The organism is Agathobaculum ammoniilyticum (genome assembly GCF_025567315.1).
Classification (GTDB): domain Bacteria; phylum Bacillota; class Clostridia; order Oscillospirales; family Butyricicoccaceae; genus Agathobaculum; species Agathobaculum ammoniilyticum.
Genome location: NZ_JAOQJE010000001.1, coordinates 37,578 through 62,786, shown reverse-complemented (window position 1 = coordinate 62,786; position 25,209 = coordinate 37,578). Strand labels below are relative to the sequence as shown.

General features: G+C 58.3%; 27 protein-coding genes. 4 read left to right on the top strand and 23 right to left on the bottom strand.

What is annotated here, in order from left to right; genetic code table 11:
- From yunB to OCV66_RS00275, 14 genes are all read right to left on the bottom strand, one after another.
- A complete protein-coding gene (yunB, locus tag OCV66_RS00340) occupies nucleotides 1-732 on the bottom strand; it encodes a sporulation protein YunB (RefSeq protein WP_161804758.1) in 732 nt (243 codons plus the stop codon).
- 85 nt (nucleotides 733-817) lie between these two features.
- Entirely contained in the window at nucleotides 818-2,755 is a 1,938-nt protein-coding gene (locus OCV66_RS00335; protein ID WP_107632073.1) for a bifunctional 4-hydroxy-3-methylbut-2-enyl diphosphate reductase/30S ribosomal protein S1, read from the bottom strand.
- Nucleotides 2,752-3,336: a lysophospholipid acyltransferase family protein gene (locus tag OCV66_RS00330; protein WP_054327652.1), complete on the bottom strand. Its 585-nt coding sequence runs from the start codon at nucleotides 3,334-3,336 to the stop codon at nucleotides 2,752-2,754. Before OCV66_RS00330 ends, OCV66_RS00335 begins: the two co-directional genes overlap by 4 nt.
- Nucleotides 3,337-3,339: 3 nt before the next feature.
- Nucleotides 3,340-4,014: a (d)CMP kinase gene (cmk, locus tag OCV66_RS00325; protein ID WP_107632072.1), complete on the bottom strand. Its 675-nt coding sequence runs from the start codon at nucleotides 4,012-4,014 to the stop codon at nucleotides 3,340-3,342.
- A 9-nt stretch (nucleotides 4,015-4,023) separates the two neighbouring features.
- Nucleotides 4,024-5,244: a BaiN/RdsA family NAD(P)/FAD-dependent oxidoreductase gene (locus tag OCV66_RS00320; RefSeq protein ID WP_082397230.1), complete on the bottom strand. Its 1,221-nt coding sequence runs from the start codon at nucleotides 5,242-5,244 to the stop codon at nucleotides 4,024-4,026.
- Nucleotides 5,241-6,110, bottom strand: coding sequence for a MurR/RpiR family transcriptional regulator (locus tag OCV66_RS00315; RefSeq protein WP_054327653.1), 870 nt, complete (start codon nucleotides 6,108-6,110; stop codon nucleotides 5,241-5,243). The genes OCV66_RS00320 and OCV66_RS00315 overlap by 4 nt, the downstream gene beginning before the upstream one ends.
- 80 nt (nucleotides 6,111-6,190) lie before the next feature.
- Nucleotides 6,191-6,916: a pseudouridine synthase gene (locus OCV66_RS00310; protein ID WP_107632071.1), complete on the bottom strand. Its 726-nt coding sequence runs from the start codon at nucleotides 6,914-6,916 to the stop codon at nucleotides 6,191-6,193.
- Between the two features lie 18 nt (nucleotides 6,917-6,934).
- Nucleotides 6,935-8,026 carry a D-alanyl-D-alanine carboxypeptidase family protein gene (locus OCV66_RS00305; RefSeq protein ID WP_107632070.1) on the bottom strand — a complete coding sequence of 364 codons (1,092 nt, stop codon included), beginning with the start codon at nucleotides 8,024-8,026 and terminating at the stop codon, nucleotides 6,935-6,937.
- Nucleotides 8,027-8,098: 72 nt separating this feature from the next.
- Nucleotides 8,099-8,530, bottom strand: coding sequence for a GerW family sporulation protein (gene ytfJ, locus OCV66_RS00300; RefSeq protein ID WP_054327656.1), 432 nt, complete (start codon nucleotides 8,528-8,530; stop codon nucleotides 8,099-8,101).
- Nucleotides 8,523-9,167, bottom strand: coding sequence for a DUF2953 domain-containing protein (locus tag OCV66_RS00295; RefSeq protein WP_147573638.1), 645 nt, complete (start codon nucleotides 9,165-9,167; stop codon nucleotides 8,523-8,525). The genes ytfJ and OCV66_RS00295 overlap by 8 nt, the downstream gene beginning before the upstream one ends.
- A 7-nt stretch (nucleotides 9,168-9,174) precedes the next feature.
- Complete coding sequence (gene scpB, locus OCV66_RS00290; protein WP_054327659.1) at nucleotides 9,175-9,795, bottom strand: SMC-Scp complex subunit ScpB; 621 nt, start codon at nucleotides 9,793-9,795, stop codon at nucleotides 9,175-9,177.
- Nucleotides 9,795-10,514 (bottom strand): segregation and condensation protein A, encoded by a 720-nt coding sequence (locus OCV66_RS00285; RefSeq protein WP_054327660.1) that lies wholly within the window; start codon nucleotides 10,512-10,514, stop codon nucleotides 9,795-9,797. Before OCV66_RS00285 ends, scpB begins: the two co-directional genes overlap by 1 nt.
- A 12-nt stretch (nucleotides 10,515-10,526) precedes the next feature.
- Nucleotides 10,527-11,270 carry a site-2 protease family protein gene (locus OCV66_RS00280; protein ID WP_054327661.1) on the bottom strand — a complete coding sequence of 248 codons (744 nt, stop codon included), beginning with the start codon at nucleotides 11,268-11,270 and terminating at the stop codon, nucleotides 10,527-10,529.
- A gap of 270 nt (nucleotides 11,271-11,540) precedes the next feature.
- Entirely contained in the window at nucleotides 11,541-12,116 is a 576-nt protein-coding gene (locus OCV66_RS00275; protein WP_054327662.1) for a hypothetical protein, read from the bottom strand.
- A 223-nt stretch (nucleotides 12,117-12,339) separates the two neighbouring features.
- Here OCV66_RS00275 and OCV66_RS00270 point away from each other — a divergent pair, with 223 nt between their 5' ends.
- On the top strand, nucleotides 12,340-13,416 hold the full coding sequence (locus OCV66_RS00270) for a sensor histidine kinase (RefSeq protein WP_242977957.1): 1,077 nt from the start codon (nucleotides 12,340-12,342) through the stop codon (nucleotides 13,414-13,416).
- Nucleotides 13,413-14,120 (top strand): response regulator, encoded by a 708-nt coding sequence (locus OCV66_RS00265; protein ID WP_054327664.1) that lies wholly within the window; start codon nucleotides 13,413-13,415, stop codon nucleotides 14,118-14,120. Before OCV66_RS00270 ends, OCV66_RS00265 begins: the two co-directional genes overlap by 4 nt.
- A gap of 46 nt (nucleotides 14,121-14,166) precedes the next feature.
- On the opposite strand, the gene OCV66_RS00260 is transcribed toward OCV66_RS00265, so the two are convergent.
- A complete protein-coding gene (locus OCV66_RS00260) occupies nucleotides 14,167-15,237 on the bottom strand; it encodes an FkbM family methyltransferase (RefSeq protein ID WP_107632066.1) in 1,071 nt (356 codons plus the stop codon).
- A 173-nt stretch (nucleotides 15,238-15,410) separates the two neighbouring features.
- Between OCV66_RS00260 and OCV66_RS00255 the strand changes: the two genes are divergently transcribed.
- Both OCV66_RS00255 and OCV66_RS00250 read left to right on the top strand, forming a co-directional pair.
- Complete coding sequence (locus OCV66_RS00255; RefSeq protein ID WP_054327666.1) at nucleotides 15,411-15,818, top strand: hypothetical protein; 408 nt, start codon at nucleotides 15,411-15,413, stop codon at nucleotides 15,816-15,818.
- The gene (locus OCV66_RS00250; protein ID WP_054327667.1) at nucleotides 15,819-16,676 is read left to right on the top strand and encodes a hypothetical protein; all 858 of its coding nucleotides are present in this window, start codon (nucleotides 15,819-15,821) and stop codon (nucleotides 16,674-16,676) included.
- A gap of 34 nt (nucleotides 16,677-16,710) precedes the next feature.
- Here OCV66_RS00250 and OCV66_RS00245 read toward each other — a convergent pair whose 3' ends face one another.
- The 8 genes from OCV66_RS00245 to OCV66_RS00210 form a co-directional block, all read right to left on the bottom strand.
- Nucleotides 16,711-17,679 carry a carbohydrate kinase family protein gene (locus tag OCV66_RS00245; protein WP_147573636.1) on the bottom strand — a complete coding sequence of 323 codons (969 nt, stop codon included), beginning with the start codon at nucleotides 17,677-17,679 and terminating at the stop codon, nucleotides 16,711-16,713.
- Nucleotides 17,676-18,536, bottom strand: a complete 861-nt coding sequence (locus OCV66_RS00240) for a Cof-type HAD-IIB family hydrolase (protein WP_159068215.1) — start codon at nucleotides 18,534-18,536, stop codon at nucleotides 17,676-17,678. Before OCV66_RS00240 ends, OCV66_RS00245 begins: the two co-directional genes overlap by 4 nt.
- A 17-nt stretch (nucleotides 18,537-18,553) precedes the next feature.
- Entirely contained in the window at nucleotides 18,554-19,948 is a 1,395-nt protein-coding gene (locus tag OCV66_RS00235; RefSeq protein ID WP_107632063.1) for a glycoside hydrolase family 32 protein, read from the bottom strand.
- Nucleotides 19,945-21,855: a PTS beta-glucoside transporter subunit IIBCA gene (locus OCV66_RS00230; protein ID WP_147573635.1), complete on the bottom strand. Its 1,911-nt coding sequence runs from the start codon at nucleotides 21,853-21,855 to the stop codon at nucleotides 19,945-19,947. The genes OCV66_RS00235 and OCV66_RS00230 overlap by 4 nt, the downstream gene beginning before the upstream one ends.
- Before the next feature lie 215 nt (nucleotides 21,856-22,070).
- Nucleotides 22,071-23,051 carry a LacI family DNA-binding transcriptional regulator gene (locus tag OCV66_RS00225; RefSeq protein WP_147573634.1) on the bottom strand — a complete coding sequence of 327 codons (981 nt, stop codon included), beginning with the start codon at nucleotides 23,049-23,051 and terminating at the stop codon, nucleotides 22,071-22,073.
- A gap of 24 nt (nucleotides 23,052-23,075) precedes the next feature.
- Nucleotides 23,076-23,591 carry a M48 family metallopeptidase gene (locus OCV66_RS00220; protein ID WP_147573633.1) on the bottom strand — a complete coding sequence of 172 codons (516 nt, stop codon included), beginning with the start codon at nucleotides 23,589-23,591 and terminating at the stop codon, nucleotides 23,076-23,078.
- The gene (locus OCV66_RS00215) at nucleotides 23,578-24,480 is read right to left on the bottom strand and encodes a DMT family transporter (protein WP_147573632.1); all 903 of its coding nucleotides are present in this window, start codon (nucleotides 24,478-24,480) and stop codon (nucleotides 23,578-23,580) included. The genes OCV66_RS00220 and OCV66_RS00215 overlap by 14 nt, the downstream gene beginning before the upstream one ends.
- Before the next feature lie 94 nt (nucleotides 24,481-24,574).
- Nucleotides 24,575-25,072, bottom strand: a complete 498-nt coding sequence (locus tag OCV66_RS00210) for a GreA/GreB family elongation factor (protein WP_054327673.1) — start codon at nucleotides 25,070-25,072, stop codon at nucleotides 24,575-24,577.
- Nucleotides 25,073-25,209 lie beyond the last annotated feature (137 nt).

Below are 25,209 nucleotides of genomic sequence, written 5' to 3'. Positions count from 1 at the left end.
TTATTTTCCGTTTTCCGACGAATTATCCGAAAGCTGCGGCCCGCTTCCGCCCTCTGCCGCGCCGCTGTAATCGCTCACCTGCCCGAGCAGGTTGCCGCCCAAATCATCAATATAGGCATAGCGTTCGGGTACGGTGCCGACAATCACCGTATCCGTCACCGGATAGCTGGTCACAATCTCGCGGTCCTCGCCGCCGAACGGAGTCAGGATGCGGAATCCCGCATGAATTTCAATGATAATATTATGCCGCGTCTGGTTAATACCCGCCGAGGAAAACGCACTGATGAACTCCGCCGACATCTGCGTCAGCCCCGCCATGCCGATATCCACGCTCGGCCCCATGCCAGTGAAATAATTGGGGGCGAACACCGTACCCAGCGGCACCTCGATGGTTGTCTGTTCCAGATCCTCCAGCCGTTCAAACAGGCCGTTGACAAGCCGCGCCTTGATCTGGCCGATCGCGATTACATCCGTCCGAAGCGCCGTGACATGGTTTTCGCTGTCCCGTTCCAGCACGACCATATTTTCATACGTCTCGGGGTCGTCAAACACTTCATCCTGCATCAGGTTGTTGATTTCCTGCAGCGCACTGTCCTCGCATACATTGGTGGCGTATTCCATGAACACCCGATGCATCCGCATGGTTACCAGCACGCCAAGCCCCGCCGCAGCCGCCAACAGCAACAGCAGCGCAGTTCTTCTTCCTTTCTTCCGGTATCTGCGCCGGTGCATCCGCACGCCCCCTTTCGGAAAATCATACGAGGCCGGCACGAAAAAAAGAAGCACCCTGTGGGTGCTTCTTTGTATCTGGGGAGAATTATTCCTCGTCTTCGCCCTCGTCCTCGCCTGTGAGCAGCGCGCGGATGGACAGAGAAACCTTTTTCTTCTCATCGTTGATATCGATGATCTTGGCCTCGACCTGCTGGCCGACCTCAAGCACATCCTCCGGCTTTGCGATGCGGTGGTCAGCGATCTGGGAGATGTGGATCAGCCCGTCAACGCCCGGAACGATTTCCGCGAACGCACCGAACGGCATAAACTTGAGGATCTTGACTTCCGCTACATCGCCCACACCGTACTTGGACTTGAATACATTCCACGGATTATCCTCTTCGCGCTTGTAGCCGAGAGAGATCTTCTTGTTGTCCTTGTCCAAGCCGATCACGAACACCTTGACCTTATCGCCCACATTGACTACCTCGGACGGGTGCTTGATGCGGCCCCAGGACAGCTCGGAAATATGAACCATACCGTCCACGCCCCCGATATCGACAAACGCGCCGTAAGAGGTCAGGCTCTTGACCGTACCCTCATACTCGTTGCCGACCTCGATGGTACTCCAGATCTGCTCGGCCGCCGCCTTGCGGGCTTCCTGCTGGATCTGGCGGATCGAGCCGACCACGCGCTTGCGCTGGCGGTTGATCTCCGTGATATAGAAAGACTGCTTGGTCTTCACCAACTGGCTCATCGGCTGATCCTTCGGGATGCCGGTCTGGCTGGCCGGAATGAACACACGCACGCCGTAAGCGGTCGCAACCACGCCGCCGCGGTTCTCCTCAACGATGATGCCCTCAACGACCGAATGCTCTTCATACGCCTTTTCCACGGTCTCCCAGCCCTTAAGCTGGTCAACGCGCTTCTTGGACAGGGTCACGGTGCCTTCGCCGTCGTTGACGCGCACGACCACCGCCTCGATCTCATCGCCGGGATGGATGTTTGCGGCCGCGTCGTAGTTCGGGTCGTCCGACAGCTCACTCAGCGGGATATACGCAGTATGCTTTACGCCAAGGTCGACCTGTACGTCGGTCGAGGATACAGCGACTACGGTACCGGTGACTTTCTCTCCTGTATTCAAGGTTTTGAAGGACTCTTCGAGCATTGCCGCAAAGTCCTCACCATTTTCGATTTTCGTTTCTTCGCTCATCATGTTACTGACCTCCTTAATTATCCATGCCGGTGTCGATGCCCCAGCCGTGATCCCGACGCGCCCATTCCTTCGGAGCCCCTGCGTTGTAAGCTCCGCGGCATCCTCGATATAAAGCACATTGTTGCACAGCGTGCGGCTGATCTCGTACAGCCGCTTTGTGTTGGAACTTTTTTTATCGCCGATCACGATCATCTGATCCGACGCACCGGCAAGCAGACGAGCCTCCGACTGACGCTCATCCGTCGCTTTACATATTGTATCAAAAATTTTGAGGTTTGTACACCTTTTTTTTATCAAACCGACTGAAATATTCCAAAGATTCCGATTGACGGTCGTTTGCGCGACAACAGCCAGCGTTCTTTCCGTCGAATCCGGCCGATCCAAATAGGCTCTCACCTGTGCTTCGTTCTCGAGTACGTCCGAGCCGCCACACCATCCCTGGATGCCAACAACCTCGGGATGGCCTGCGCTTCCTAGGATGAGGATATGACGTCCCTCGCGGCTCTGTTCGTCCACAATACGGTGTATTTTCTGCACGAACGGACAGGTCGCGTCAAACACCTCGCAGTTTTTCTCCTGCAGCATTTGATATACCCACCGCGGCACACCATGCGCGCGGATCAGGACCTTTGCCCCATCCGGTATTTCCTGCAGCGTGTGGGCGGTGCGCACCCCCTGGCGCTCCAGCCGCGCGATCTCATGCATATTGTGGATGATTTCGCCATACGCGTAAATAACGCCGTTTGCCTGCGCCTGCCGCTCGGCCAGCTCGACCGCGCGCCGCACGCCGAAGCAGAACCCGGCTGTTTTTGCTACTGTAATGCTCATATCTGCTTTTTCAGGGCATAGATACGGTGCAGGATATCGTCCGCAATCGCGCCGTAATCCTTTTCCTTTCCGTCCGGCAGGAACGGCTTGCCGATTATGACCGTTGCCCGGCAGCGGAAGCCTTTGTTTTCCGAGATATACATGGGCAGGATCGGCGCGCGCGTTTTGACCGCCAGCATTGCCGCGCCCTTTTTGGCGTCTCCCTCTGACGCGCCGCGCGTACCCTGTGGGAAGATGATCAGCTTCTGCCCTGCGCGGACCGAGCCGAGCGCGGTCTTGATCGAATCGATATCTACGCCGCCGCGGTCGATCGGGAAAGCGCCGAGCGCCGCAATCAGCCAAGCAAAAAGCGGCTTGCGGAACAGCTCCTTTTTCGCCATCAGTCGCAACGGTATCCTATGCCCCAGGGCCACCGCCGCGAATGGCGGGTCGGAAAGCTGCACATGGTTCGGGCAGACGACACAACCGCCCTCCGGAATGTTTTCCCGCCCGATGACCTTAAAGCCGAAATAAATATGGAACGCCAGCGCCACAAAGGGAACCGCGAACCATTGGAACCAGCGGTGATATTTCTGTTTCATGTATTATCTCTCCGTCTTTTCCCGAATTATCCGCAGAACCGCGGCAATGCTCTGCTCCAAATCAAGCGCGCTCGTGTCGAGCAGGACCGCGTCGTCCGCCTGACGAAGCGGGGCGACCGCGCGCGTCGTATCCTGCCGGTCGCGCGCCTGTATGTCCGCCAGTACGCCCTCGAGCGTCACCTGCTGCCCTTTTTCCTTCAACTCGCGGTAGCGGCGCTCCGCCCGCGTTTTCGCGGAGGCGGTCAGGAATATTTTCACTGGTGCGTCCGGCAGGATCACCGTGCCGATATCGCGTCCGTCCATCAGGATATTGCTGTTTTTTGCCATATCCCGCTGTACATCCAGCAAAAAACGCCGCACCTCCGGCACGGCCGAGACCTTTGACGCATATTGCGCGATTTCCGGCGTGCGGATCGCTTCGGATACGTCCTCTCCGTTGAGCAGCACATGCTGCATACCGTCCTGATAAGCCAGCGAAATATCCACCGTCGGCAGGGACGCGATGATCCCCGCCGTATCCTCACCCGTGATTCCCCTGCGGTACACGGCCAGGCCGATCGCACGGTACATCGCGCCGGTATCCACATAGACATATCCCATCCGCGCCGCCACAGCCCGCGCGACCGTGGATTTCCCCGCGCCGGATGGCCCGTCTATCGCAACCGAAATGTATTCCATATGTCCCTCCTACTGCCGCGCCGCCGACAGGCCGGCCAGCCGTCCGGTCGACCACGCGATCTGTAAATTGAAGCCGCCCGTATAAGCGTCCACATCGAGTACCTCTCCCGCGAAATACAGCCCGGGCAGCTTTTTGGATTCCATGGTTTTGGGGTCTACCTCACGGACCGAGACGCCGCCCGAGGTCACGATTGCCTCCGCGACCGGCCGCTTGCCGGACACCACAACCAGAAAATGCTTCAATGTATGCAGCAGTGCAGCGCGCTGCTGCCTGGTGATACCGTTTACCTTGGCATGCGGGTCGATCTGGGACAGCCGCACGACCGCCGGAATCAGCTTGCGGGGTAGCAGCCCGCCCAGTGCGTTGATGAAATCGCTGTTTTTATGTGTCCCGAAATCGGACAGCAGGCGCTTATCCAGTGTCTTTTCATCCAGCGCCGGCTTGAGGTCGATCTCGATATGGTAACCCTTGCTGCCAAAGTGCCGCATATGCGCGGAAGCGGAAAGGATCAGCGGGCCGGACAGGCCGAAATGTGTAAACAGCATCTCCCCGAATTCCGACCAGATCCTTCTGCTGTCCTCAAACACTGTCACCTGCACATTGCGCAGGCTGAGCCCCATCAGCTCCTCACAGCCGCCCGGCGTCACCAGCGGCACCAGCGAGGGATTGGGCGGCACGACCGTATGCCCTGCCTGCTTTGCAAAGCGGTAACCGTCCCCGGTCGAACCGGTCTGCGGATAGGATACCCCTCCGGTCGCGACAATCACACGGTCGGCCGGATAAAGCGCGCCGCCCGCCTGCACGCCTGCGAGCCTGACCCCCTCAATGACAAGCCGCTCCGCGGCCGTATGCTTTATTATAACTCCCACACGTTTAATCCATGTAAAAAGTGCGTCAATAATATCCGCAGCCTTGTCCGACACCGGAAAAACGCGGTTTCCTCGTTCGGTCTTGAGCGGCACGCCGTGGGAGGTGAAAAACGCCATCGCATCCTCTGGCGAAAAGCCGCCGAGCGCGGAATACAGGAAGCGCGGGTTGACCGGAACGTTCTGCAAAACCGTCTGGATATCGCAGTTATTGCAGACATTGCAGCGTCCCTTTCCCGTGATGAACAGCTTGCGGCCGACCTTTTCATTTGTTTCCAGCAGCGTCACCCGCGCGCCGTTTTCAGCCGCCGTACCCGCTGCCATCAGACCCGCCGCACCGCCGCCGATTACCAATATGTTCAATTCGCGTCGTCCTCCGGCTTTTCATATACGTCGTATTCTTCCCAGATGCGTTCCAGCCTGTTGAACGTCTGCTCGATCTCCCCCCGCCGGCTCATGCCGACCGCGACGATCAGCGCGTTGATGACCGACAGCGGCGCGACTAGGGAATCGACAAAACTTGCCATATCGCTGCGCGCCAGCAGCACATGATCCGCCACCCGCGCCAGCGGCGACAGGTGCGAGTCCGTCAGCGCGACCACCCGCGCGCCGCGGTCGCCCGCGTACCGCATGGCGCTGAGCGTGCGCTTGGAATAGCGCGGAAAGCTGATGCCCAGCAGCACATCCCCCGGGCCGACCCGCAGGATCTGCTCAAATATTTCGCTGACGCTGTTGGTATGGACCAGCGTGACATTTTCAAACAGCAGGTTAAAGTAAAACCCAACAAAATTAGCAAGCGCGCTCGCGGAGCGCACGCCTAAAATGTAGATCCGTTTCGCGCCGGTCAGCGCGTCGACCGCCCCTTGGAACGCATCGCGGTCGATCTCGTCCAGCGTCATGCGAATCATATCCATATCCGCGTGAAGAACGGTCTGTAGCACGTCGCGGCCGCCCATGCGGTCGCTGGAAACCTCCATGCGCTGCACCGAGGTCAGCTTGTTGCGTATCATCTCCTGTAGCGCGCGCTGCAGATGCGGATAGCCGTCGTATCCCAGCTCAGTCGCGAAGCGCACCACGGTGGACTCGCTCACACCGACGGTAGCGCCGAGCCGGCTAGCTGTCATAAAGGCGGCCTTGTCATAGTGCTCCAGGATGAAGCGCGCGATCTGCTTCTGCCCCTTGGAAAAATCCGGTAATTCATTTTGAATCTTGTTGATCAGATCGTTCATGACATTCACTCCTGCATTATCGCCTGCTTTTGCCGTTATTATTGTAAGCGGTTTGCCGCAGAAATGCAAGATATTTTGCATCAATCCTGCAAAATCGCACCCACCCCCCGCAAATAGGCGACCTCCTCCGGCGTCAGTTCACGCCACGCCCCTGCCTTGAGCGCCGGATCGAGCGGCAGCTCGCCCACCGCTACCCGTTTCAGCCTGCGCACCTCCAGACCGCACTGCTCGCACATTTTCCGGATCTGGCGGTTGCGCCCCTCATGGATCGTAAGCCGCAGCTTCGCGCTTTCGCTGTCTTGCTCCAGAATGACGACCCGCGCGGGCCGGATTGCATACCCGTCTATCTCCATCGGCTCTTCCAGGCGCGGGATGTTATCCAGCCGGCCGCGCACGCGCACCTCGTAGTGCTTTTCGATCTCGTGCCGCGGATGCGTCAGCGCGTTGACCAGCGTCCCGTCGTTGGTGAGCAGCAGCAGCCCCTCCGAATTGTAATCCAGCCGGCCGACCGGTACCACGCGCACGCCGCAGCCCTGGGTCAGATCGGCCACGGTCCTGCGGCCCCGCTCGTCCTTGAGCGTTGTTACATAGCCGCGCGGCTTGTACAGCATCAGGTATTTTTTCTCCTCCGAAAGGCCGACCGGCTTGCCATCCGCCTGGATCCGGTCGCGCCGGATATCCGCCCGATCGCCCAGCGACGCCGCACGGCCGTTTACCGTCACCCGTCCGTCCAGTATCCATGTTTCCGCTTCGCGGCGCGAGCAAAGTCCGGCCTGCGCCAAAATTTTCTGCAGTCTCTCCTCCACAGTTGTCCTCCTATGCTGTCATTGATCCTTTTCACCGAATATCCGGTCGAGTATCCGTTCGGTCAGGCTCTTTTCCTCCGGCGCCAGTATAGAGGCGCTGCCGTACAGCAGCGTATCCTTTGCCAGCACCTTGTCGCCGATCCGGTATTCGATCTGTCCCGCCGCCGCGCTTTTGACAACCGGCGCATAGCAGATTTTATCACCGTACCGCACGGTCTCAATCCGGTCCTTTTCCTCCGACGTGACATGGGCTGTCAGCGTATGCTGCGCAACGAGCGGAACCGTATCCGCATCCCCGCCAAAAACGCGCTGCACCGCGACCTCCTCCCCCGCCTCATGGAGCGTGATCTCCTCATATTGGGCAAAGCCTGCGTCGAGCAGCTCCATATGATCGTTCCAGTCGTTTGGGTCATTCAGGGTAACCGCGATCAGGGTGCGTCCGTTGCGCTCCGCCGCGGACACCAGACAGCGCCCCGCCGCCTTGGTGTAGCCTGTTTTGACGCCGATCGCGCCTTCATACATGCTGAGCAGGCGGTTATGGTTGCTCAGCGTGCGCTGTCCCACCGTATAGCTCTGGGTCGATACGATCTGGCGGAACACAGGATCGCGCAGGGCGGCGGCCGTGATCTGTGCCAGCTCATGGGCGGTTGTATAATGCGTTTCGCTGGAAAGGCCGTTGGGATTGTCGAAATGCGTATCCGTCAAGCCAAGCTCGGCCGCCTTTGCATTCATTTTTTCTATAAACACATCAAATCCGCCGCATTCGCCAGCGATTGCCACCGCCGCGTCATTGCCGGATTCCAGCATCAGCCCGTACAGCGTATCCCGCAGGGTCAGCTTTTCCCCTTCCTGCAGGTACATAGACGAGCCTTCGACTCGGGTATATTCCTTTTTCACCGTGTATTCCCGATCCAGATTGCCCTCGCCCAATGCGACAAGGGCGGTCATGATCTTTGTTGTGGACGCCATTGGCAGGCGTGCGTCGCCATTCTGTTCCAGCAGCACCTCGCCGGTATCCGCGTCCATCACAACCGCGCTCTGCGCGCTGAGCGCCCGCGAATCGGGCAGCAGCAGCAAACAGAGCAGTATCCCGCACCACAGTTTCTTCATGTTCGCACATCTCCCCTGCAAAACAAAACCTACTCAGCATTCGTGTGAGTAGGTTTTGCGGGAAATGCGGCATTATTCGTCAGCTTCGGCCGTTCGGTCCATATTTGGCCCTGCCTTTCCTTTGTAGCCCTCCACAAAGCTGGAAACCTTGTTAATCGCACCCGGGATCATTTCGACCAGGCGGTCGACCGTTGTCGAGGCCTGCGCGTTCACGCCGAGAATATTGGCGCTGCCGTCCGTGCCGATAATCAGGAAGCAAACGGGCGATACCGTCACGCCCGCACCGCCGCCGCCGCCAAAGGCCAGCGGTGCGCCCTGCGGCATATGCTTGGGCGCAAAATCGCTGCCGCCGGATGCAAAGCCGAACGTGACCTTGGAGACCGGAATCACGGTCGTGCCGTCCGCCGTGGTAATCGGCGTGCCAATAATGGTATTGACATCCACCATTTCCTTTATTTTCGCCATGGTCTCGGTCATCAGGTTGCTGATAGGATGCTCACTCATTTGTTATCGCCTCTTCTTTCTTTATCAATCGTTTATACAGACGGAAAAGTTCCCCGGCGTGCCGCAACAGCACGAGCAACAGGCGCAGCGGCCGCATGGAACAAAACACGGTAAACGCCCATTCCGTACGGTCTGCCTCAAAATCCGCGTCCACATCGACGTGATACGCTTTCATTTCAAAAGTATTCTCCAAAAACGGTACAATCATGCCGGTCAACGCTGCGGACTGCCCCAAAAGAAGTCCGGTTTTTGCCGCGTCGTCCGTGCCAATCCGCACCCGCACGCGCAGCCGGCTGATGCGGAGCGTATCCGCCATTTCGCTCAGCAGCGTCAAGGTCAGTCCGGCCAGCTCCCCGATATCCAGTTCCTCACGCTGAAAAGAATACCGGTATTTGGATTTTTTCCGCCTTTTTTTGCGTTTTGCCGGCGCCGCGGCAGTCTGCGGCGGCGCTTCCTCTCGCTTCGGCGGCGGCCAGACTGGGATACGCGCCGGCCCGTACCGGATTTCTACGCTGACCTCCCCGTTCACGCCCACGGCCTCTATCCCTGTGCGGACACAGAGCAGGAGGAGACAGACGGCCAGCATCAACAGGAGTAGCCCCAGCAGCACCGCCAAAATCCAAAGCAGAGCCGTCATATTCGCTTCACTCCGTTTCCTCCGGCCACGCCCGCGTGGGCGGGGACTCTATCTGCAGTTGTCCCTCCAACGCGGCCTCAGGCTGCCGCCCGTCCAAATCCAGCTCCATTTGTTCGTTTTCCTCAAGCGATGGCAGCGCGGGCAGCTCGCTCAGGCTACTGAGCGCGAACGTCCGCAGGAATATCTCGGTCGTGCGATAAAGGATCGGCCGGCCGGGTACATCCATGCGTCCGGCTTCTTCGATCAGGCCCTTTTCTGCCAGCCCTGCAACGGTGCCGCCCGAATCCACGCCGCGCAGCTGGTCGATGAACGCCCTTGTCACCGGCTGGCGGTACGCGACGATCGTCAGCACCTCCAGCGCGGCCGGAGACAGGGACGGCGGCTTGCGCGATTCGGTCACCCGACGGGCCGCGTCCGCATACAGCGGACGCGAACAGAGCTGTAGCTTGTCCTCCAGCCGCAGCAGCATCAGACCCCTGTTTTCAAAATCATATAGGTTTTCCAGCGCTGCGGCGGCCTCAAGCACCGCGCCTCGCGGCGCTTCCAGCGCTGCGGCCAGCCGGTCGACCGGTACAGCGTCCCCTGCGGCGAACAGCACAGCCTCCAGGCCGGCTTCGAGTTCGGTCATCAGACGTTACTCTCTCCTTTATCGTTTGTAAGCGTCAACTCCATATCCTCTCCGTCGCCTTCCAGCAGGATACGGCGGGTCTTGGACAGCTCAAGCACCGCCAGAAAGGTCGCGACGATCTCTGAACGGTTTTTCGCGTCGTCAAACAGCCTTCGAAACGGCACGCGGACCGACCGGATAAACCGCCGAAGGATCGCGGTGATCCGCGTTTCGACCGGCACAGGCTCCCGCCCGACAATGCCGGAGAACGCGCTCGCCGGCGGCGGTATCCGCCGCTGGGCCTTGCGCAGCATATTGTTAGCCGCCCGAACCAGATCGTTGACCGACTGGCGGTATTCTTTCGGCGCTTCCCCCAGGTTTTCCGGCGGTTTGACGAAGATATCCCGCCCGAGCTCCCCTTTTTCGCGGAAATACGGCGTGATTTCTTTTAGGCGCTGGTATTCCAGCAGCATCTCAACCAGTCCGGCACGGGGATCGTCCTCCTCGTCCTCCTCATGGCGCGGCAGCAGCATCTTCGACTTGATGTAAACAAGCTGCGCCGCCATCGCCACGAAATCCCCCGCGATGTCAAGGTCCATCGCCTCGGCCGCATGCAGGACTTCCATATACTGATCGAGTATCACCGCGATCGGGATGTCGTAAATGCTGACCTTGTTTTTGGCGATCAGATGCAGCAATAAATCGAGCGGGCCATCAAAATTCTCCAAATGAAAATCCATGACAGCATCCTGCTATAAAAACAGTCCGACAAACCGTGCCGCCAGGTTGATGGCCGCACTGTCCGCCATCAGCATCAGCCCGTCCAGCCAGCCGAACCAGATTGCCGCAACAAACAGGAGCAGGATCACACCCTGGTATTTTTGCAGCTTGAGCGACCAGGAGAACGGCAGGAACGCGTCAACCACGCGCGACCCGTCCAGCGGATGAACAGGGATAAGGTTGAATACCCCGAGGCCCACGGACAAAACCGCCGTATAGCCCAAAAAGATCATCAGCACAAGCAGAAATACCGCGATGCCGTTCGCGGCGATCTGTCCAGATGTCAAAAGAGACATCAGGAGGTAAACACCGCCTACGCCAAACGAGAAAACCTGCGTTCCCAGCAGGTAAACCCCGATCGCCAGATAACCCGCAAACGCCAAAAACGCCGTGATGAAATTGGCTGCGGGACCTGCAGCGGCAGTCAGCGCCATACCCGCTTTTCTATTTTTGAAGTTCGATATATTGACCGGCACAGGCCGCGCCCAGCCAAATCCGAACACCAGCAGGCATAAAAAACCGACCGGATCAATATGCGCTAAAGGGGAAAGCGTGACGCGGCCGGAATCGCGCGCCGTGCGATCGCCCAGCAGATAGGCCATTCCTCCATGCGCGGCCTCATGCACGGTGAGGCATAAAACGACCGCAGGGAGCGACAACGCAAGCGTGATGATTGCGGTCTGCAGGTCCCCCCTGCGCAGAGCACTCCAAAGCAAGCAAACTCCTCCAAACTATCAGCCGCACCGCTATTCTTGCCACGAGCGCCTGATTTTATCATTTTAACCTATTTTTTGCTTCCTAACAGACGCGTCAAAATAATTTTAACGCGGTTTTCCGGATAGCAAACCTGTGTATGTTTGGAATTATATCACAATACCAGCCAATTGTCATCCCTTTCTTGCTTTCCTGGTAAAAGGCAGTTCGCTTGATAAAAAGGGCTGCAGAATATTCTGCAGCCCTTTTCCCGTTCATATCAATTGAAAGTCTTATGCAGCGCGAGTGGCGTCACGGCCCTCCAAGAGCTCCACGGCAGCTTCCGCGTTCTTTACGCCATAGAAAACCAGTGCTTCCGCCCGGGTCCGATTCGTGGTGTTCTGACGGTCGATCATAGGATGGCACGCTCTCCAGCGGAGCTGCTTATTTACCTCTTCAAAAATCTTGCTGCCCAGAACGACGCTGTCTTCGTTCGCCACATCGCTGACAACCTTATAATCATCAATGTCGGACAGATCCATGGAGTAGAAAGTCTTGGCGTCGAATTCCAGAATAGCACGCTGGTTGGTGATGTAGTATTTCTGACGCTTCACGCTTGCACGCTCAAAGACTGGGGAAATCATAATCACAGCGCCGATGACTACCATACCGATTGCAACATTCATGCTCCACTGGCTGTTCTTCGTAACATAAGCTGCAAGCAGGCCGCCAATAATCACAACGGTCAGCAACCATGTACGCAGTACGCGGGTCTTATTGCCGTTTTCAATCAGCGGAAACGCCGCGGGCTCCCCCTGCCACAGCACGGTTTCGTTGTCCTGCAGATACTCTTGCAAATTTTTACTCATTAGAAACACTCCCTTTTTCATCTTGCACAGAATCCCTTTCTGTTGTCTCTATTATAGCGCATAATCCCGTTTAACCGCTGCTAAGGTCGCGTTTTGATTTGTTAATCTTCCGTCAAACGGCAACTTTTTCCCGTTCAGATTTTGTAAAGGATATTAACAGATTTTTAACACCTTTTCTGCTATAATGTTTTTGTACCCAATTGATAATAGGGAGTGTCCCATTTTGCAAAGCTCAAAGCATCGGAGTCCGTTTTTTTCCTTTTCCGCACGCGATTTTGCGGTTACCGCGGGCATTTTGGCCTGCGCGATTGAATTGTGCGTTATTTTAAGCATTGCCGATAGCATCGACGGCTTTGCGTATCCGATTTTCGTACTGGCCGTCCTGCTGGTTTCACGTTTAACGACCGGCTATTTTTTCGGTATCCTGGCCGCTCTGTTCAGCGTCATTGGCATCAACTATATTTTTACTTATCCATACTGGGCGTTCAACTTTACGCTGTCCGGCTATCCGCTGACGTTCCTGACCATGCTGTGCGTCTCGCTCATCACCTGTACGATGACCACCAAGCTCAAGCAGCAGGAGCGGATTCGGGCGGAAAGCGAAAAAGAGAAAATGCGCGCCAATCTGCTGCGCTCGGTTTCTCACGATATCCGCACGCCGCTGACATCGATCGTCGGCGTCACCTCCACCCTTCTGGAAACGCCCAACCTGCCGATTGCCGAGCAGCGCCAGCTTCTAGAGGACGCCCGCGACGAGGCGCAGTGGCTGATCCGCGTGGTGGAAAACCTGCTCTCCATCACCCGCATCGGGGACGCGCGCGCCCAGATTACCAAACAGCCGGAGGTCGTGGAGGAAATCCTCGGCGAGGTCGTGCAGAAATTCCGCAAGCGGTTTCCCGATGTTTCCATCCGCGTTGCCGCGCCGAGCGATCTCCTGTTTGTCCCCATGGACGCTATCCTGATCGAACAGGTGCTGTCCAATCTTCTGGAAAACGCGGTGATCCATGGTGAGACAACGACAAACATTCTGCTTTCCGTGCATCAGGAGGGCAAATACGCCTGTTTTTCCGTGCAGGACAACGGCAAAGGCATTCCCCCCAAGGAGCTTCCGACGCTATTTGACGGCAGCATGAAACGCAACGAAACGCCCGCTGGGGATGGGAAACGCAATATGGGCCTAGGCCTGTCGGTCTGTATGGCGATCGTACGCGCGCACAGTGGTACTATGGAAGCAAAAAATATGGGAGCGGGCGCGGAATTTTCTTTCCTGCTGCCGCTTTCCGAGGAGGAACTTAAATGAATATCCGAGAAAAAATCCTGATTGTAGAAGATGAAAAAAGCATTTCGCATTTTATTTCCACTATCCTCAATTCCAACGGTTACGAAACGATACAAGCCCGCACCGGTGCGGAGGCAATGTCCATGCTGTCCTCCCATTGTCCCGATCTGGTCATTCTGGACCTCGGCCTGCCGGACATGGACGGGCTGGAGGTACTCAACAGCCTGCGTTCCTGGTCCAGCCTGCCGGTGGTGGTCGTTTCCGCCCGCTCGCATGAGCATGACAAGGTCGGCGCGCTCGACCTCGGCGCGGACGACTATCTGACCAAGCCGTTCGGCACAGCCGAGCTTCTGGCCCGTGTCCGCACGGCAATCCGCCACACCCGCACCACCTCGGACAACGACGAGATCGCCCAGCGCGGCACCTATACGGTCGGGGACCTGACCATCGACTACAACAAGCATCAGGTCCTGGTGCGGGGAGAAAACGTCCATTTGACGCTGAGCGAATTCCGCATCGTCGCCCTGCTTGGCAAGTACGCCGGCAAGGTACTGACCTACGACTACATTATTAAGGAGTTGTGGGGGCCCCGCGCGGGCGGTGATAATCAGATCCTGCGCGTCAACATGGCGAACATCCGCCGCAAAATCGAAAAGAACCCCGCCGAGCCGGAATATCTGTTCACCGAGGTAGGCGTCGGCTACCGCCTCGCAGAAGGCGAATAAACCATACATAAAGAGCGCTGCCCGCAGGCAGCGCTCTTTTCCTGTTTTATGGGCAGACCGCATACAGGTTGGTATCCCATGCCGGCACATACGGATGGTGGCGCAGGTAAAGCCGGTAATCCGGACAAAGCGCATGCACCTGCAGCGCAAGGGAAAAGAAATCTCCGCTCCTATGGTAGGCTGCAAGGTTGAGCTTGGGCCGCCAGCTTCGGATGGTCTGCGCCGCGCCGCGCAGCGCCTCCCGCTCCGCGCCCTCCACATCCATTTTCAAATAGGTGCATGGCCTGCCGCGCAGCACGCTGTCCAGCGCGCGCATCCTTGTTTCCCTGCCCACATGCGAGATGCGCGACTGCCGCCCCGCCTGGTCCGAAAAGCACAGGACCGTATCCTCCGACCATGCGCCCGCCTGTTCCAGCGTTATATCCCCCGTAAGCTGTTCTTCCGCGTAGGCGGACAGCTTGCGAAAGCTGCGCCGGTCAGGCTCGAGCGCTGTGACCGAAGTGAAGCGCCCGCCAGTATAGTGCAGCAGCTCGCGGATCGTGTCCCCGTTATAGGCGCCCAAGTCTGCGAAACGCTCCTCCGGCCCGAGGCGCAGCACGGTACGGAACACCTCATCCTTATCGGTTTCGCTCGCGCACAGATAACAAAGCCTGCCGGACAGCTTGAAACGGACGGTATCCAGAAACACGGTGCGCGATCGTTCATCCGCCAGAAGCGCATACGCCCGCTCCATCTCCCCGCTGTGCGCGCGCACGAACGCTTCGTCAAATACCGCGCCCTCCACGACCGGCACATCCGGCGCGACCACGTCGAAGCGCCGGTCGAGCGCATACATCTTGTCCAGCACCTCCGGACGCTGGCTGGCAAACGCAATCACAATCAGGATATCCTCCCCAAACGCATCGACCACCTCGTCCAGCCGATGCACCCGAAACCCGCGGAAGCTGTGTCCCCGCACAAATTCATCGCTTGCAAATACTGCGGCGGCCTGAATCCCCAGCCGCTCAAACTGCCGAAGTATCTTATCCGCGCCGTCTCCCATGCCGTATAAAACAATCGGCCGCTTTTCTTCCTGCAGGCGCGGCCAGACGGACTGCTCGAGTGTCAAAAAATCCATTTCCAAAACTCCCTTATCCGTATCCTGGTATATTATACGTTCCGCCAAGCGCCCTGTAAAGCCTGCAGTCCGCAAATTTTTCCTCGGGCGGCGATTTTCTCGTTGCGGTTTTCAGTCCATTACAGTATAATTTACTTATCAGTGCATCTACTTTAACGGGGAGGCGGTTCTGCATGGCAAAATCCAACGGCATTTTGGCGATGAATCCCGAGCAATACCGCGAGATCGACGGTGTTGTATTTGATTTGGACAGTTATGCGAAGCACTGCCGGCCGGTCGAGCAAACGCCCGAGCCGATATTCCCCGCCGCCCCTTATCCCGCCGGCTGGTACCCCGTTGAGGAGGGACAAGCCCCTGTTCCCGTCATGGGAGGCGCGTTGCCCCCCCTCGAAACCGTCGTGACCGAAGACGGCATCACGATCCGGCGCACGGTTTGGGTGCAATGCGGTTCCGGCTCTGGTTCCTACCTGACCTCCTATACTACGTCCTACCGCACAAGTTATCGTTCGTCCGGTTCTGGTTCGCATTTTGGGGGTTCCTGCACTTACTTTGTCGGCGGCTATGGATTGGAGCTGATTTGAATGCTTTCCGCGTTTCATATCAACTGGACGTGCCCCTTTTTCGCGCGCACACCGGACCGGCCCTACGCGGTCGAACCGTTTGAACTGCTGACGACCGCGCTTTCCGCGCTCTCTTGGCAGAAAACCAACGGCTCCATCCGCATGATCTGCGACAGCACCGCCAAGCGATACTATGATGCGCTTGGCTTTTCCTTTCTCTGGGACGGCGGGGTGCATCCTCTGCTCGACGCCATGCCAGAGGATGTCAACCCCATCGCGTTTTGGGCGGCCGGCAAGCTGTATGCGCTTTCCGCCATGCCCGCGCCCTGTGTGATGATCGATACCGATTTTATTGTCTGGAAGCCGCTTGCGCCGCTGCTCCGCGGGCTGGATGCCGCCGCGGTCCACACAGAGGATATCATGCCCGATATCTACCCTGGGCCGGAGGCCTTCTCCCAGACGCGTGGCTTTGACTTTTCTGCTTTTGACTGGGCCGTGCGCCCCTATAACACCGCGCTTGCCTATTTTGGCAGCGATGCGTTCCGGCGGCATTATACGGATACCGCAATCCGCTTTATCCGCGCCTCCGCTACTGCGGACGACGTGCTGACCTACATGGTCTTTGCCGAACAGCGGCTCCTGGCAATGTGCGCGGCGCGGGAGCGCGTCCATGCCGCCGCGCTGTCCGACCTTGCCGCGTTGTTCAGCGGCAGGCAGCAGGGTTATTTCACCCATATCTGGGGCTTCAAACAGCAAATGCGGGACGAGCCCCTGCTTTACGAGGATTTCTGCCGCCGCTGCGCTGCGCGGCTGCGGCGCGACTTTCCTGAAGCGGCAGGGCGGCTGGCCGCCGCACCGCCGCTCTCCCCATACTTTTGAAAAGCGGTCTGCGCCCGAAACGCAGACCGCTTTTTTATTCTTTATCCGGATAGGCCCGCCGAAGCTCCTCCAGCGTCGCCATCACCGCTCCCTTGCGCTGTACGGTGAGCGACGCATACCGCGCGGAAAACTGTAAGTAGGAGGCCAGCCGTTCCTCCGAAAGCCGATCGAGCTGCTCCGCCGTAACCCCGTCCCGTGTCAGCTGGTACAGAAACGAACCGATGAAAGAATCGCCCGCGCCCGTTGTATCCGTAACAGGAACCGGAATCGTTTCGGTTTCCGCGTACGCGCCGCGTGTGTAGATCGCCGCCCCGTCCGCCCCGCGCGTAACGAGCAGCATGCGGCAGCCGCCCGCAAACAGCCTGCGCGCAGCCTCGCGCTCCTCTTTGCAGCCAGTCACGAACTCCACCTCATCATCCGACAGCTTGACTAGGTCGGCAAACGGCAGGAACGCCCGTATCGCGGCCTGGCAGTCCTCCGGACGCTCCCACAGCGGCAGACGCACATTGGGGTCAAAAGAAATCAGCGCGCCAGCTTCCTGCGCCAGGCCGATCGCCCGGCGATGCGCTGCCTTGACCGGCCAGTCCACCAGGTCCACTGAACAGAAATGCAGTGCCGCGCAGTCCGCAAACATGGCGGGCGTGATCTGTTCTTCACACAAAAACAGGTCGGCCGAGGGATTGCGGAAGAAGGAGAACTCACGGTTTCCGGAAGCGTCCAGGGATACAAAGGCCAGACCGGTGTTCGCCTTTCCGGTGCGAAACACGTTTCCGGTATCCACGCCGTTGGACTGCAGGACCTTGAGGATATGCGTACCGAACGCATCCTCGCCGACCTGGGATATCATGCCCGCCGTGCCGCCCAACCGCGCGACCGCGGCGGCGACATTCGCAGGCGCGCCGCCCGCCACGCGCTCAAAATGGGTGACCTCGTCCAGCGCGCAGCCTTTCTGCTGCGGCACAAAGTCAATGAGCAGCTCCCCGATCGCCATAACCTTTTTCATATCCGTTCCTCCAGCAAATACCGTTCTATCGCCCTCGCGACCCCATTTTCCGTATGATCCGCCGTGCAGGCATCCGCAGCGGCGCGGATGTGAGCGGGCGCGTTCCCCATCGCCACGCTCAGGCCTGCCTGCCGCAGCATGGTCAAGTCGTTATCGCTGTCTCCGACCGCCATCACCTGCTGCATGGAAAAACCGAGATGCGCGGCAAGCCGCTCCAGCCCTCTGCCCTTGTGTACGCCTTTCCGGTTGACCTCCACGTTTTTCAAAGCGCCCCCGTACATCACGGATGGCGCAAGCTCAAACCGTCCGGTCGCCTCCAGCGCGTGCATCATGCCGTCCACAACAGACGGGTCACGGTGGTACAAAATCGCCTTGGAAAAGGAAAGCTCCTTTTCCTCCAGCAGCGCCTCCCAATCCGCCATCTCTTTCACATAGACCGCGCCATCCCACTGGCGGCTGACCATATGATAACCGTGCCGCCTCAGCTCGTCAAAAAAGCGGTTGAACCCGTCGCCAAAATACAGCCGTTCCGCTGTATAAAAGCAAGGGTCGGAAGCATAGCGGCTGCACACCTCCAATATGGTTCGGCAATCCCGCTGGTCCAGCCCGGCGGACAGCACGATTTCCGACCCATCCAGCCGGCTGACCAACGCGCCGTTTACCGTGACCGCCCAGTCCGCAGGCGCGAAAAGCTGTTCGCCGAACAGCCGAGCATCCGCCAGATGACGTCCGGTGCAAAGCGCAATCTTCACGCCGGCCATCTGCGCGCGGCGCACGGCGCGGGCGTTTTGTTTGGTCACACGGCTCGACCGGTCCAGCAGCGTACCGTCCAGGTCGAGCGCAAGCAATTGATACATGGTTCCCATTCCACCTGCTATTGGATTTCCAGCGCGCCCATCGCCCACAGCGCAGCCTCCCCTGCTCCTGTAAACGCGATGCCGCGCGCCTCGGGCGCCGGATAATAGCGGGTGGAAAGCACCCGCTCGCCACGGTTTACGAACACCTCTGCCGAGGACGCATCCGCAAGGATGCGCAAATGCTCGACCTCCCGCTCCACGCAGGCGCGGCGCATGGTGCGCCCCGCATCTCCCGACTGGAAAGACAGGGTTATCCGGTTCCCCTCCCATTCTACCACAAGGCTCTCCCGAATGACAAGCTTTCCCGCGCCCTGCGGGCTGTATTCCAGATCGAACACCTTCGCGTTTTCCGGTGCAACGCGCTCCTGACGGAGCTTTTCCAGTTCTGGCACCGGATACCGCAGCAGCCGTGTGCCGTCACGGGAAATCTCACACGGCACGGTCAGACAGTGCTGCCAGCCGCTCTCCACGGTCGGGTTTTGATACTCCGCGTCCGGCATGCCCATCCATCCGATCATCAGGCGGCGGCCGCGGTCCTCGAACGACTGCGGCGCATAGAAATCAAAGCCGCAGTCCAGCTCGGTAAAGCCACCGAGCATGTACTCGCCCCGAAAATCCCCATGCAGCGGAAAATAACCGCTGGAATAGATATTCTGGTATCGATCGCCCTGGCGGTCAACCCCCTGCGGCGAGCAGACCAGAAAGGACAGTCCCTCCAGCCCGAACAGGTCAGGACACTCCCACATATAGCCGAACTTTTCCGGTGTGGTGAGCGTATTGCGATGCCTCCACCGCCGTTTGTCCGCGGACTCGAATACCAATATCTCGCCCCGATCGTCCAGCGTGCGCGCACCCAGCACCATATAATACATCCCATCCTGCTGCCATACCTTGGGGTCGCGCACATGACAGGTCAGTCCGGCCGGATAATCGGCGTTGGTGAGCAGCAGCTCGTCGGACTGCACCGATACCCCGTCCCGCGAGACGGCAAGTGCGGTATTATGCCCGCGTCCCGCTGTGATATAGTCATAATCCCCCGCCTGCTTGACGTTGCCGGTGTAATACAGATACATGACTCCATCCTCGACCAGCGCGGAGCCGGAATATACGCCGTGGACGTCCCACGGCTCATCCGGATAGAGCATGACCGGCAGCTTTTCCCACTGCAGCAGATCGCGGCTCCGGTAATGCCCCCAGTGCTTGACACCGCCCGCCGCGTCAAACGGGCCGTACTGGTAAAATACATGATACCATTCCCCGCACCGGCACAGGCCGTTCGGGTCATTGAGCCAGCCCACCGGCGGCATCAGATGGAACCGCTGGCGGTAGGGGTCCGCCGCAGCGCGCGGTCCGTCTTCGCGTTCGACCCGCTCGACCAGACGCGCCAAGTCCCTGTGTAATGCGTTGCTCATGCATCCTCCTCCTGCGCGGCCAGCGTGAGCAGCGTATCCCGCTTTGCCGTTACCGAGCCCAGCGACAGTTCAACGGCCGCATACTGGTCCGAATTGGTCACAATCACCGGCGTGATAGTCTTATAGCCCTCTTTTTCGATCGCTTCCGCATCGAATTCGAGTAGCAGCTCGCCTGCCTGCACGCGCTGCCCCTCCACCACGTGGCCGGTATAATGCTTGCCGTTCAGGTTCACCGTATCAATACCCACATGGATCAGCAGCTCCACGCCGTTATCGCACTGCAGGCCGATCGCATGGCCCATGACTGCCGTGACCTCCGCCGCACAGGGCGCATATATCCTGTTTTCCGCAGGCTTTACCGCAACGCCTTTCCCCAAAACCTCAGCTGCAAACGCCGGATCTCCGGTTTTGGAAAGCGGGACCGCCTCGCCGGTCAGCGGCGCGGCCACCGTTACCATCCTGCCCTGCGGCACGGCCGCCGGCTGTGCCGCTTCCGGCGCCGCAGCCGGATACGGCTGCGGCTGACTCGCCTCCTCAGGGATTCCCATGATCCAGGAAAGCGCAAACGCAACGCCCGCCGCTATGCCGACGGTCAGGATATATTGGATCGGATGGTGCAGGTGCAGAAGGATGCCAAAGATGCCCGTTACGCCCGTACCCGTCGCACCCAGCCCGACAATCGAAGCGTAAAGCGCGCCGCACGCGCCGCCAACTGCACCGGCGATGAACGGACGGAAAAAGCGCAGGTTCACACCGAAGATCGCGGGTTCCGTAATGCCCATGAACGCCGACAGCGACGCGGGCAGGGCCATGGATTTGAGTTTTTTATTGCGGGTCTTGATCGCGACCGCCAGCGCCGCGCCGCCCTGCGCCACATTCGCCGCACTGGCCAGCGGCAGCCAGAACGTCAGGCCGTATGCGCTTAGCTGGCCGAGGTCGATGATGGTATACATATGATGGATACCGGAAACGACGGTCGTCGCATACAGCCCGCCCATGATAAACGAGCCGATGCCGAACGGAATCGCAATCAGCCACTGCACGCCGTCGATCACAAAGTTTTCCACCGTCGTGAACAGCGGCCCGATTGCGGCCAGCGTGAGGTATCCGGTCACAAACACAGAAACCAGCGGGGTGACGAACAGGTCGAACATCGGCGGCACGATTTTATGCAGCCGCTTTTCCAGGAAGCACATCACCCACACCGCGATGATGACCGGAATGACATGCCCCTGATAACCGACCAGCGGCACCTCGTATAAGCCGAAAAACACCTCCTGATAGGTCTGCACACCGTCCGCTACCGTCCATGCGTTTTGCAGGCTGGGGTGAATCATAATCATGCCGACGACCGCGCCGAGGAACGGGTTGCCGCCAAAAACCTTGGCCGCTGAAAATGCGATCAGAATAGGCAGGAACGTATACGCAACATTGGAAAACAGATCCGCGAACACAAACAGTGAGCTTGTGCTGTCCAGCTCGATGAAGCCGTTGTTCACCATGAACTTGAGCGACTCCATAATGCCCATCAGGAAGCCGGACGCCACGATCGCCGGAATGATCGGCACGAAAATATCGCCCAGCGTCTTGATCGCGCGCTGGAACCAGTTGCCTTTCCGCGCGCCCTGCGCCTTTGCCTCGTCCTTGCTGACCGCCGCCGCGCCGGACTGCGCGATGAATTCATCGTACACCTTGTTTACCGTGCCTGTGCCGAAAATGATCTGAAGCTGTCCCTGCGCCTCAAATACGCCCTGCACGCCTTCCGCGTTTTCCAGCGTTTTCTTGTCAACCTTGCCGTTGTCCGCGATCACAAGGCGCAAGCGCGTTGCACAATGCGCCGCCGAAATGATGTTTTCTTTCCCGCCGATGCTTTCCAGCACTCCGGCCGCCGCTTTTTTGTAATCCACCGCGATTCTCCCTTTCTTTTTATGAAATCGATTTCATTTTATAGGTTATATTATACGTCTTATGCATGCCTTTGTAAATCCGCAATCCTGTCCAAATATCCCGCTCTCTTTTTGCGCATTTCATCCAACCCCCTTTCAGGATACCCCATTTTACACAAAAAAATCCGCTCCTGCCTTAGCAGGAACGGCTGCACCCTTTTCTATGGTTTTCCGCTTCAGGTCGTTTCTCCCAAACGGATTTCAAAGCCTAACTTGAGCTGTTTTTTGCGATCCATCCCCTGTTCAATCATTTCAATCAGATCTTTTGCTGCCTCTTCACCGCTGGTCTGGTAATAGTAATGCGCGGTCGTGAGCCGCGGACGGATCAATTCGCCCAGCCTCGAATGGCCAATGCCTGCCAGCGCAACATCCTCCGGCACACGCCGTCCATACTGCTCGAGCCGGTTCATTGCGCCAATCGCTATGGAATCGGTTGCACAAAAAATCCCGTCCACATCGATTGCGCGCTGCAACATGCGCTCCGCTGCGGCGTAGCCTCCGTCAATAGAGAAATCGCTCTGTTCCATGCGGGACGCCGTTTCTTCCAGCCCTGCTTCATGGAGCGCATCCAAAAAACCCGCCCGTCGGGACGCACCCGCCGCCCTGTCCCGCTGGGTCACGCCAATATAGCCGAGCTTTTTCCTGCCGCCCTGTAGCATCAGCCGAGTGACCGCATAGGCCGCGCCACGGTCATCGTGGTAAACACAGGTCACCCCGTCCATCTGCTGCCCCAGCAGGACAACCGGCACGCTGCACGCCTGCACCGCCTTTCGATGCGCCGGCGACAGGATCGTTGCCACCAGAAGTACGCCGTCCACGTTTCCCGTGCGGAACACCTCCAGATATTCCAGTTCCTTGTCCATCCGGTTCTCGGTGTTGGCCAGCAGTAAGCGGTAACCCTGCTCCTCAAATATGCGTGAAATACCGGCCACCACACGGCTGACCGCCTCGGAATCGATGCGCGGTACGATCACGCCGATCATACGGCTTTTTCCCGTGCGCAAAGTCTGCGCCTGCTGGGATGGGATATATCCGGTCTCCTCAATGACACGGCGGATTGCCTCGCGTTTTTCCGAGCTAATATAGCCGTTATTTAGGTAGCGGGAAACCGCCGCCTTGGATACTCCTGCCCGCTGTGCAATCTCCGCAATCGTCATTTTTCGTTTTCCACTCCTTTGTTCCTATTCGCGCAGCATGGCGCGACGACGCTTGTAATCCGGCATATAGCGTTCCACCAGCTCCCAAAAACGGGGGCCGTGATTTTTATGGACAATGTGCGCAAGCTCATGCACAACCACATAATCAATCACGGCGTCCGGATAATCCATCAGACGCCAGGAAAAGCACAGCCTGTTTTTCGCACTGCAGGAGCCGAACCGCGTCCGCGCGGCGGTAATCCTTATCCCAGTCGGCCGCAACCCCATCCGTTCTGCATACCGCGCCACCCGACGCGGAATCTCGTCCCGAGCCTGCGCTTCCAGTTCTACACAGCGCGCGGCGTCCGGATCCGGATGTGCCTCCCGACGCAACGCCTGCCTCGCACGCGCACGGTCAATCCAAGCCGCCTGGCTGCTCACGAAGTGCGCGATCTCCCGCTCCGGAACGTGCAGCGGCGCACGCACCACCACCGCGCCATCCCGCCGCACCTCGACCGCCAGCGTCCGCCGGCGGGAGCGAACCACCTCATACCGGTCCACGCGCCTGCCCCCTGCTTTCCACGGTCCGGTTATATAAAAATGTGACGACTGAAACGCCGCAGATCACGGCATAGCCGACGACGCTCATCCAATCCGGAATCTGGCCGAACAGGAAGAAGCCGAATAACGCGGTAAACAAAACCTGGGAATAATCAAACACAGAAATCTCCTTTGCCGACGCATGCGCATAAGCCAGCGTCACGCCGAACTGCCCCAGCGTGGCCGCAAAGCCAGCGCCCAGCAGATACACAAACTGTAGCCCGGACATCGGATGGAAATCAAAAATCAGAAACGGCAGCGTGACCAGCGTCGAAAAAGTGGAGAAGAAAAAGACGATCCGCGCGCTTTTCTCCTGTTTTTGGGAAAGCGCGCGGACCGCGGTATAAGCCGCGCCCGCACCGATACCGCCCAGCAGGCCGATAAACGCCGGAAACGCCTCTGCCGAAAATCTGGGCTTGATGATCAGCATGCTCCCGCCAAACGCCACCAAGACCATCCCGTATTGAAACAGGTTAGCCCGCTCTTTCAACAGGAAAAGGGAAAATAAAATCGCAAAAAAGGGCGACATCTTATTCAAAATATTCGCGTCCGCCAAAACCAGGCGGTCGATCGCATAGTAGTTGCAGAAAATGCCGAGCGTGCCGCATAACGCGCGCAGGAGCAAAAGAGGCAGGTTCCCTTTCTCCCACCGGAATCCGCTCCTATCGCGTTTGAGCAGCACCGCTGCCACGACCATCGCAACCGCGTTGCGGAAAAAGGATTTTTGTGTAAAAGGCAGATCGCCCGCCAAGCGGACGAAAACACTCATCATCGCAAACCCCAACGCGGAAAGCAGGATGAAGCCGATCGCCTTGCTTTTATTGGAAAGCACCAATGTTTCCCCTGTCATTCATTCTCTCCCTGTTATCATACCACAAATCCATGAAATATGCAAAACATCTGCGGATAACCGGATGCCCGATATTCCATGCCGCGCAGCACATTCAGAGGATCGTGCCGTTCCCATCGTCCATCTCTTTCGTGATGGACCGTATGACGACCGTATAGGCCGCCCCGTCATCGGTTTCCACTTTCACGCGGTCCCCCGCCTTTCTGCCGAGCACCGCTTTGCCCAAGGGTGCTTCCCGACTGACGCGCCCCTGCAGCGGGTCGCACCGAACCGTGGTCACGACCTGTATCGTTTCGATTTCATCGTCCTCCTCAAAGTACAGCTCCACCTTATCGAACAGCCCGATCTCATCCGCACCCGCGCGGTCTTCTATGATATGAGCGGATTTGATCATCCGCTCCAAATAGCGGATCCGGCTGCGGTTGCGGTTTTGCGCCTGCTTGGCCGCTTTATATTCAAAGTTTTCGCTCAGGTCCCCGAACGCCCTCGTCCTTTTGACCTCCTCAATCAGCTCCGGCATCAGTTCCAGCTTCCGGTGCTCCAGCTCCTTCTGCATCATTGCAATATCCTGCGCGGTCAGCTCATTGTGCATTGTCGTCGCCCGTCCTTTCCATCCCGCCGCACCGCTTCGTCCGAATTATTCCCGATGCCGCGGCGTTTTCCTGTATACTTAAAAAACACCGCACGTTTCGTGCAGTGTTTTTTAATATGAACCTGTAAAAAATACAG

Bases quoted from the DNA above. Each gene is read 5' to 3' on its own strand.
- yunB (WP_161804758.1), bottom strand. From the start codon at position 732: ATGCACCGGCGCAGATACCGGAAGAAAGGAAGAAGAACTGCGCTGCTG.
- OCV66_RS00335 (WP_107632073.1), bottom strand. From the start codon at position 2,755: ATGAGCATTACAGTAGCAAAAACAGCCGGGTTCTGCTTCGGCGTGCGG.
- OCV66_RS00330 (WP_054327652.1), bottom strand. From the start codon at position 3,336: ATGAAACAGAAATATCACCGCTGGTTCCAATGGTTCGCGGTTCCCTTT.
- cmk (WP_107632072.1), bottom strand. From the start codon at position 4,014: ATGGAATACATTTCGGTTGCGATAGACGGGCCATCCGGCGCGGGGAAA.
- OCV66_RS00315 (WP_054327653.1), bottom strand. From the start codon at position 6,110: ATGAACGATCTGATCAACAAGATTCAAAATGAATTACCGGATTTTTCC.
- OCV66_RS00305 (WP_107632070.1), bottom strand. From the start codon at position 8,026: ATGAAGAAACTGTGGTGCGGGATACTGCTCTGTTTGCTGCTGCTGCCC.
- ytfJ (WP_054327656.1), bottom strand. From the start codon at position 8,530: ATGAGTGAGCATCCTATCAGCAACCTGATGACCGAGACCATGGCGAAA.
- OCV66_RS00295 (WP_147573638.1), bottom strand. From the start codon at position 9,167: ATGACGGCTCTGCTTTGGATTTTGGCGGTGCTGCTGGGGCTACTCCTG.
- scpB (WP_054327659.1), bottom strand. From the start codon at position 9,795: ATGACCGAACTCGAAGCCGGCCTGGAGGCTGTGCTGTTCGCCGCAGGG.
- OCV66_RS00285 (WP_054327660.1), bottom strand. From the start codon at position 10,514: ATGGATTTTCATTTGGAGAATTTTGATGGCCCGCTCGATTTATTGCTG.
- OCV66_RS00275 (WP_054327662.1), bottom strand. From the start codon at position 12,116: ATGAGTAAAAATTTGCAAGAGTATCTGCAGGACAACGAAACCGTGCTG.
- OCV66_RS00265 (WP_054327664.1), top strand. From the start codon at position 13,413: ATGAATATCCGAGAAAAAATCCTGATTGTAGAAGATGAAAAAAGCATT.
- OCV66_RS00260 (WP_107632066.1), bottom strand. From the start codon at position 15,237: ATGGATTTTTTGACACTCGAGCAGTCCGTCTGGCCGCGCCTGCAGGAA.
- OCV66_RS00255 (WP_054327666.1), top strand. From the start codon at position 15,411: ATGGCAAAATCCAACGGCATTTTGGCGATGAATCCCGAGCAATACCGC.
- OCV66_RS00250 (WP_054327667.1), top strand. From the start codon at position 15,819: ATGCTTTCCGCGTTTCATATCAACTGGACGTGCCCCTTTTTCGCGCGC.
- OCV66_RS00245 (WP_147573636.1), bottom strand. From the start codon at position 17,679: ATGAAAAAGGTTATGGCGATCGGGGAGCTGCTCATTGACTTTGTGCCG.
- OCV66_RS00240 (WP_159068215.1), bottom strand. From the start codon at position 18,536: ATGTATCAATTGCTTGCGCTCGACCTGGACGGTACGCTGCTGGACCGG.
- OCV66_RS00235 (WP_107632063.1), bottom strand. From the start codon at position 19,948: ATGAGCAACGCATTACACAGGGACTTGGCGCGTCTGGTCGAGCGGGTC.
- OCV66_RS00225 (WP_147573634.1), bottom strand. From the start codon at position 23,051: ATGACGATTGCGGAGATTGCACAGCGGGCAGGAGTATCCAAGGCGGCG.
- OCV66_RS00215 (WP_147573632.1), bottom strand. From the start codon at position 24,480: ATGACAGGGGAAACATTGGTGCTTTCCAATAAAAGCAAGGCGATCGGC.
- OCV66_RS00210 (WP_054327673.1), bottom strand. From the start codon at position 25,072: ATGCACAATGAGCTGACCGCGCAGGATATTGCAATGATGCAGAAGGAG.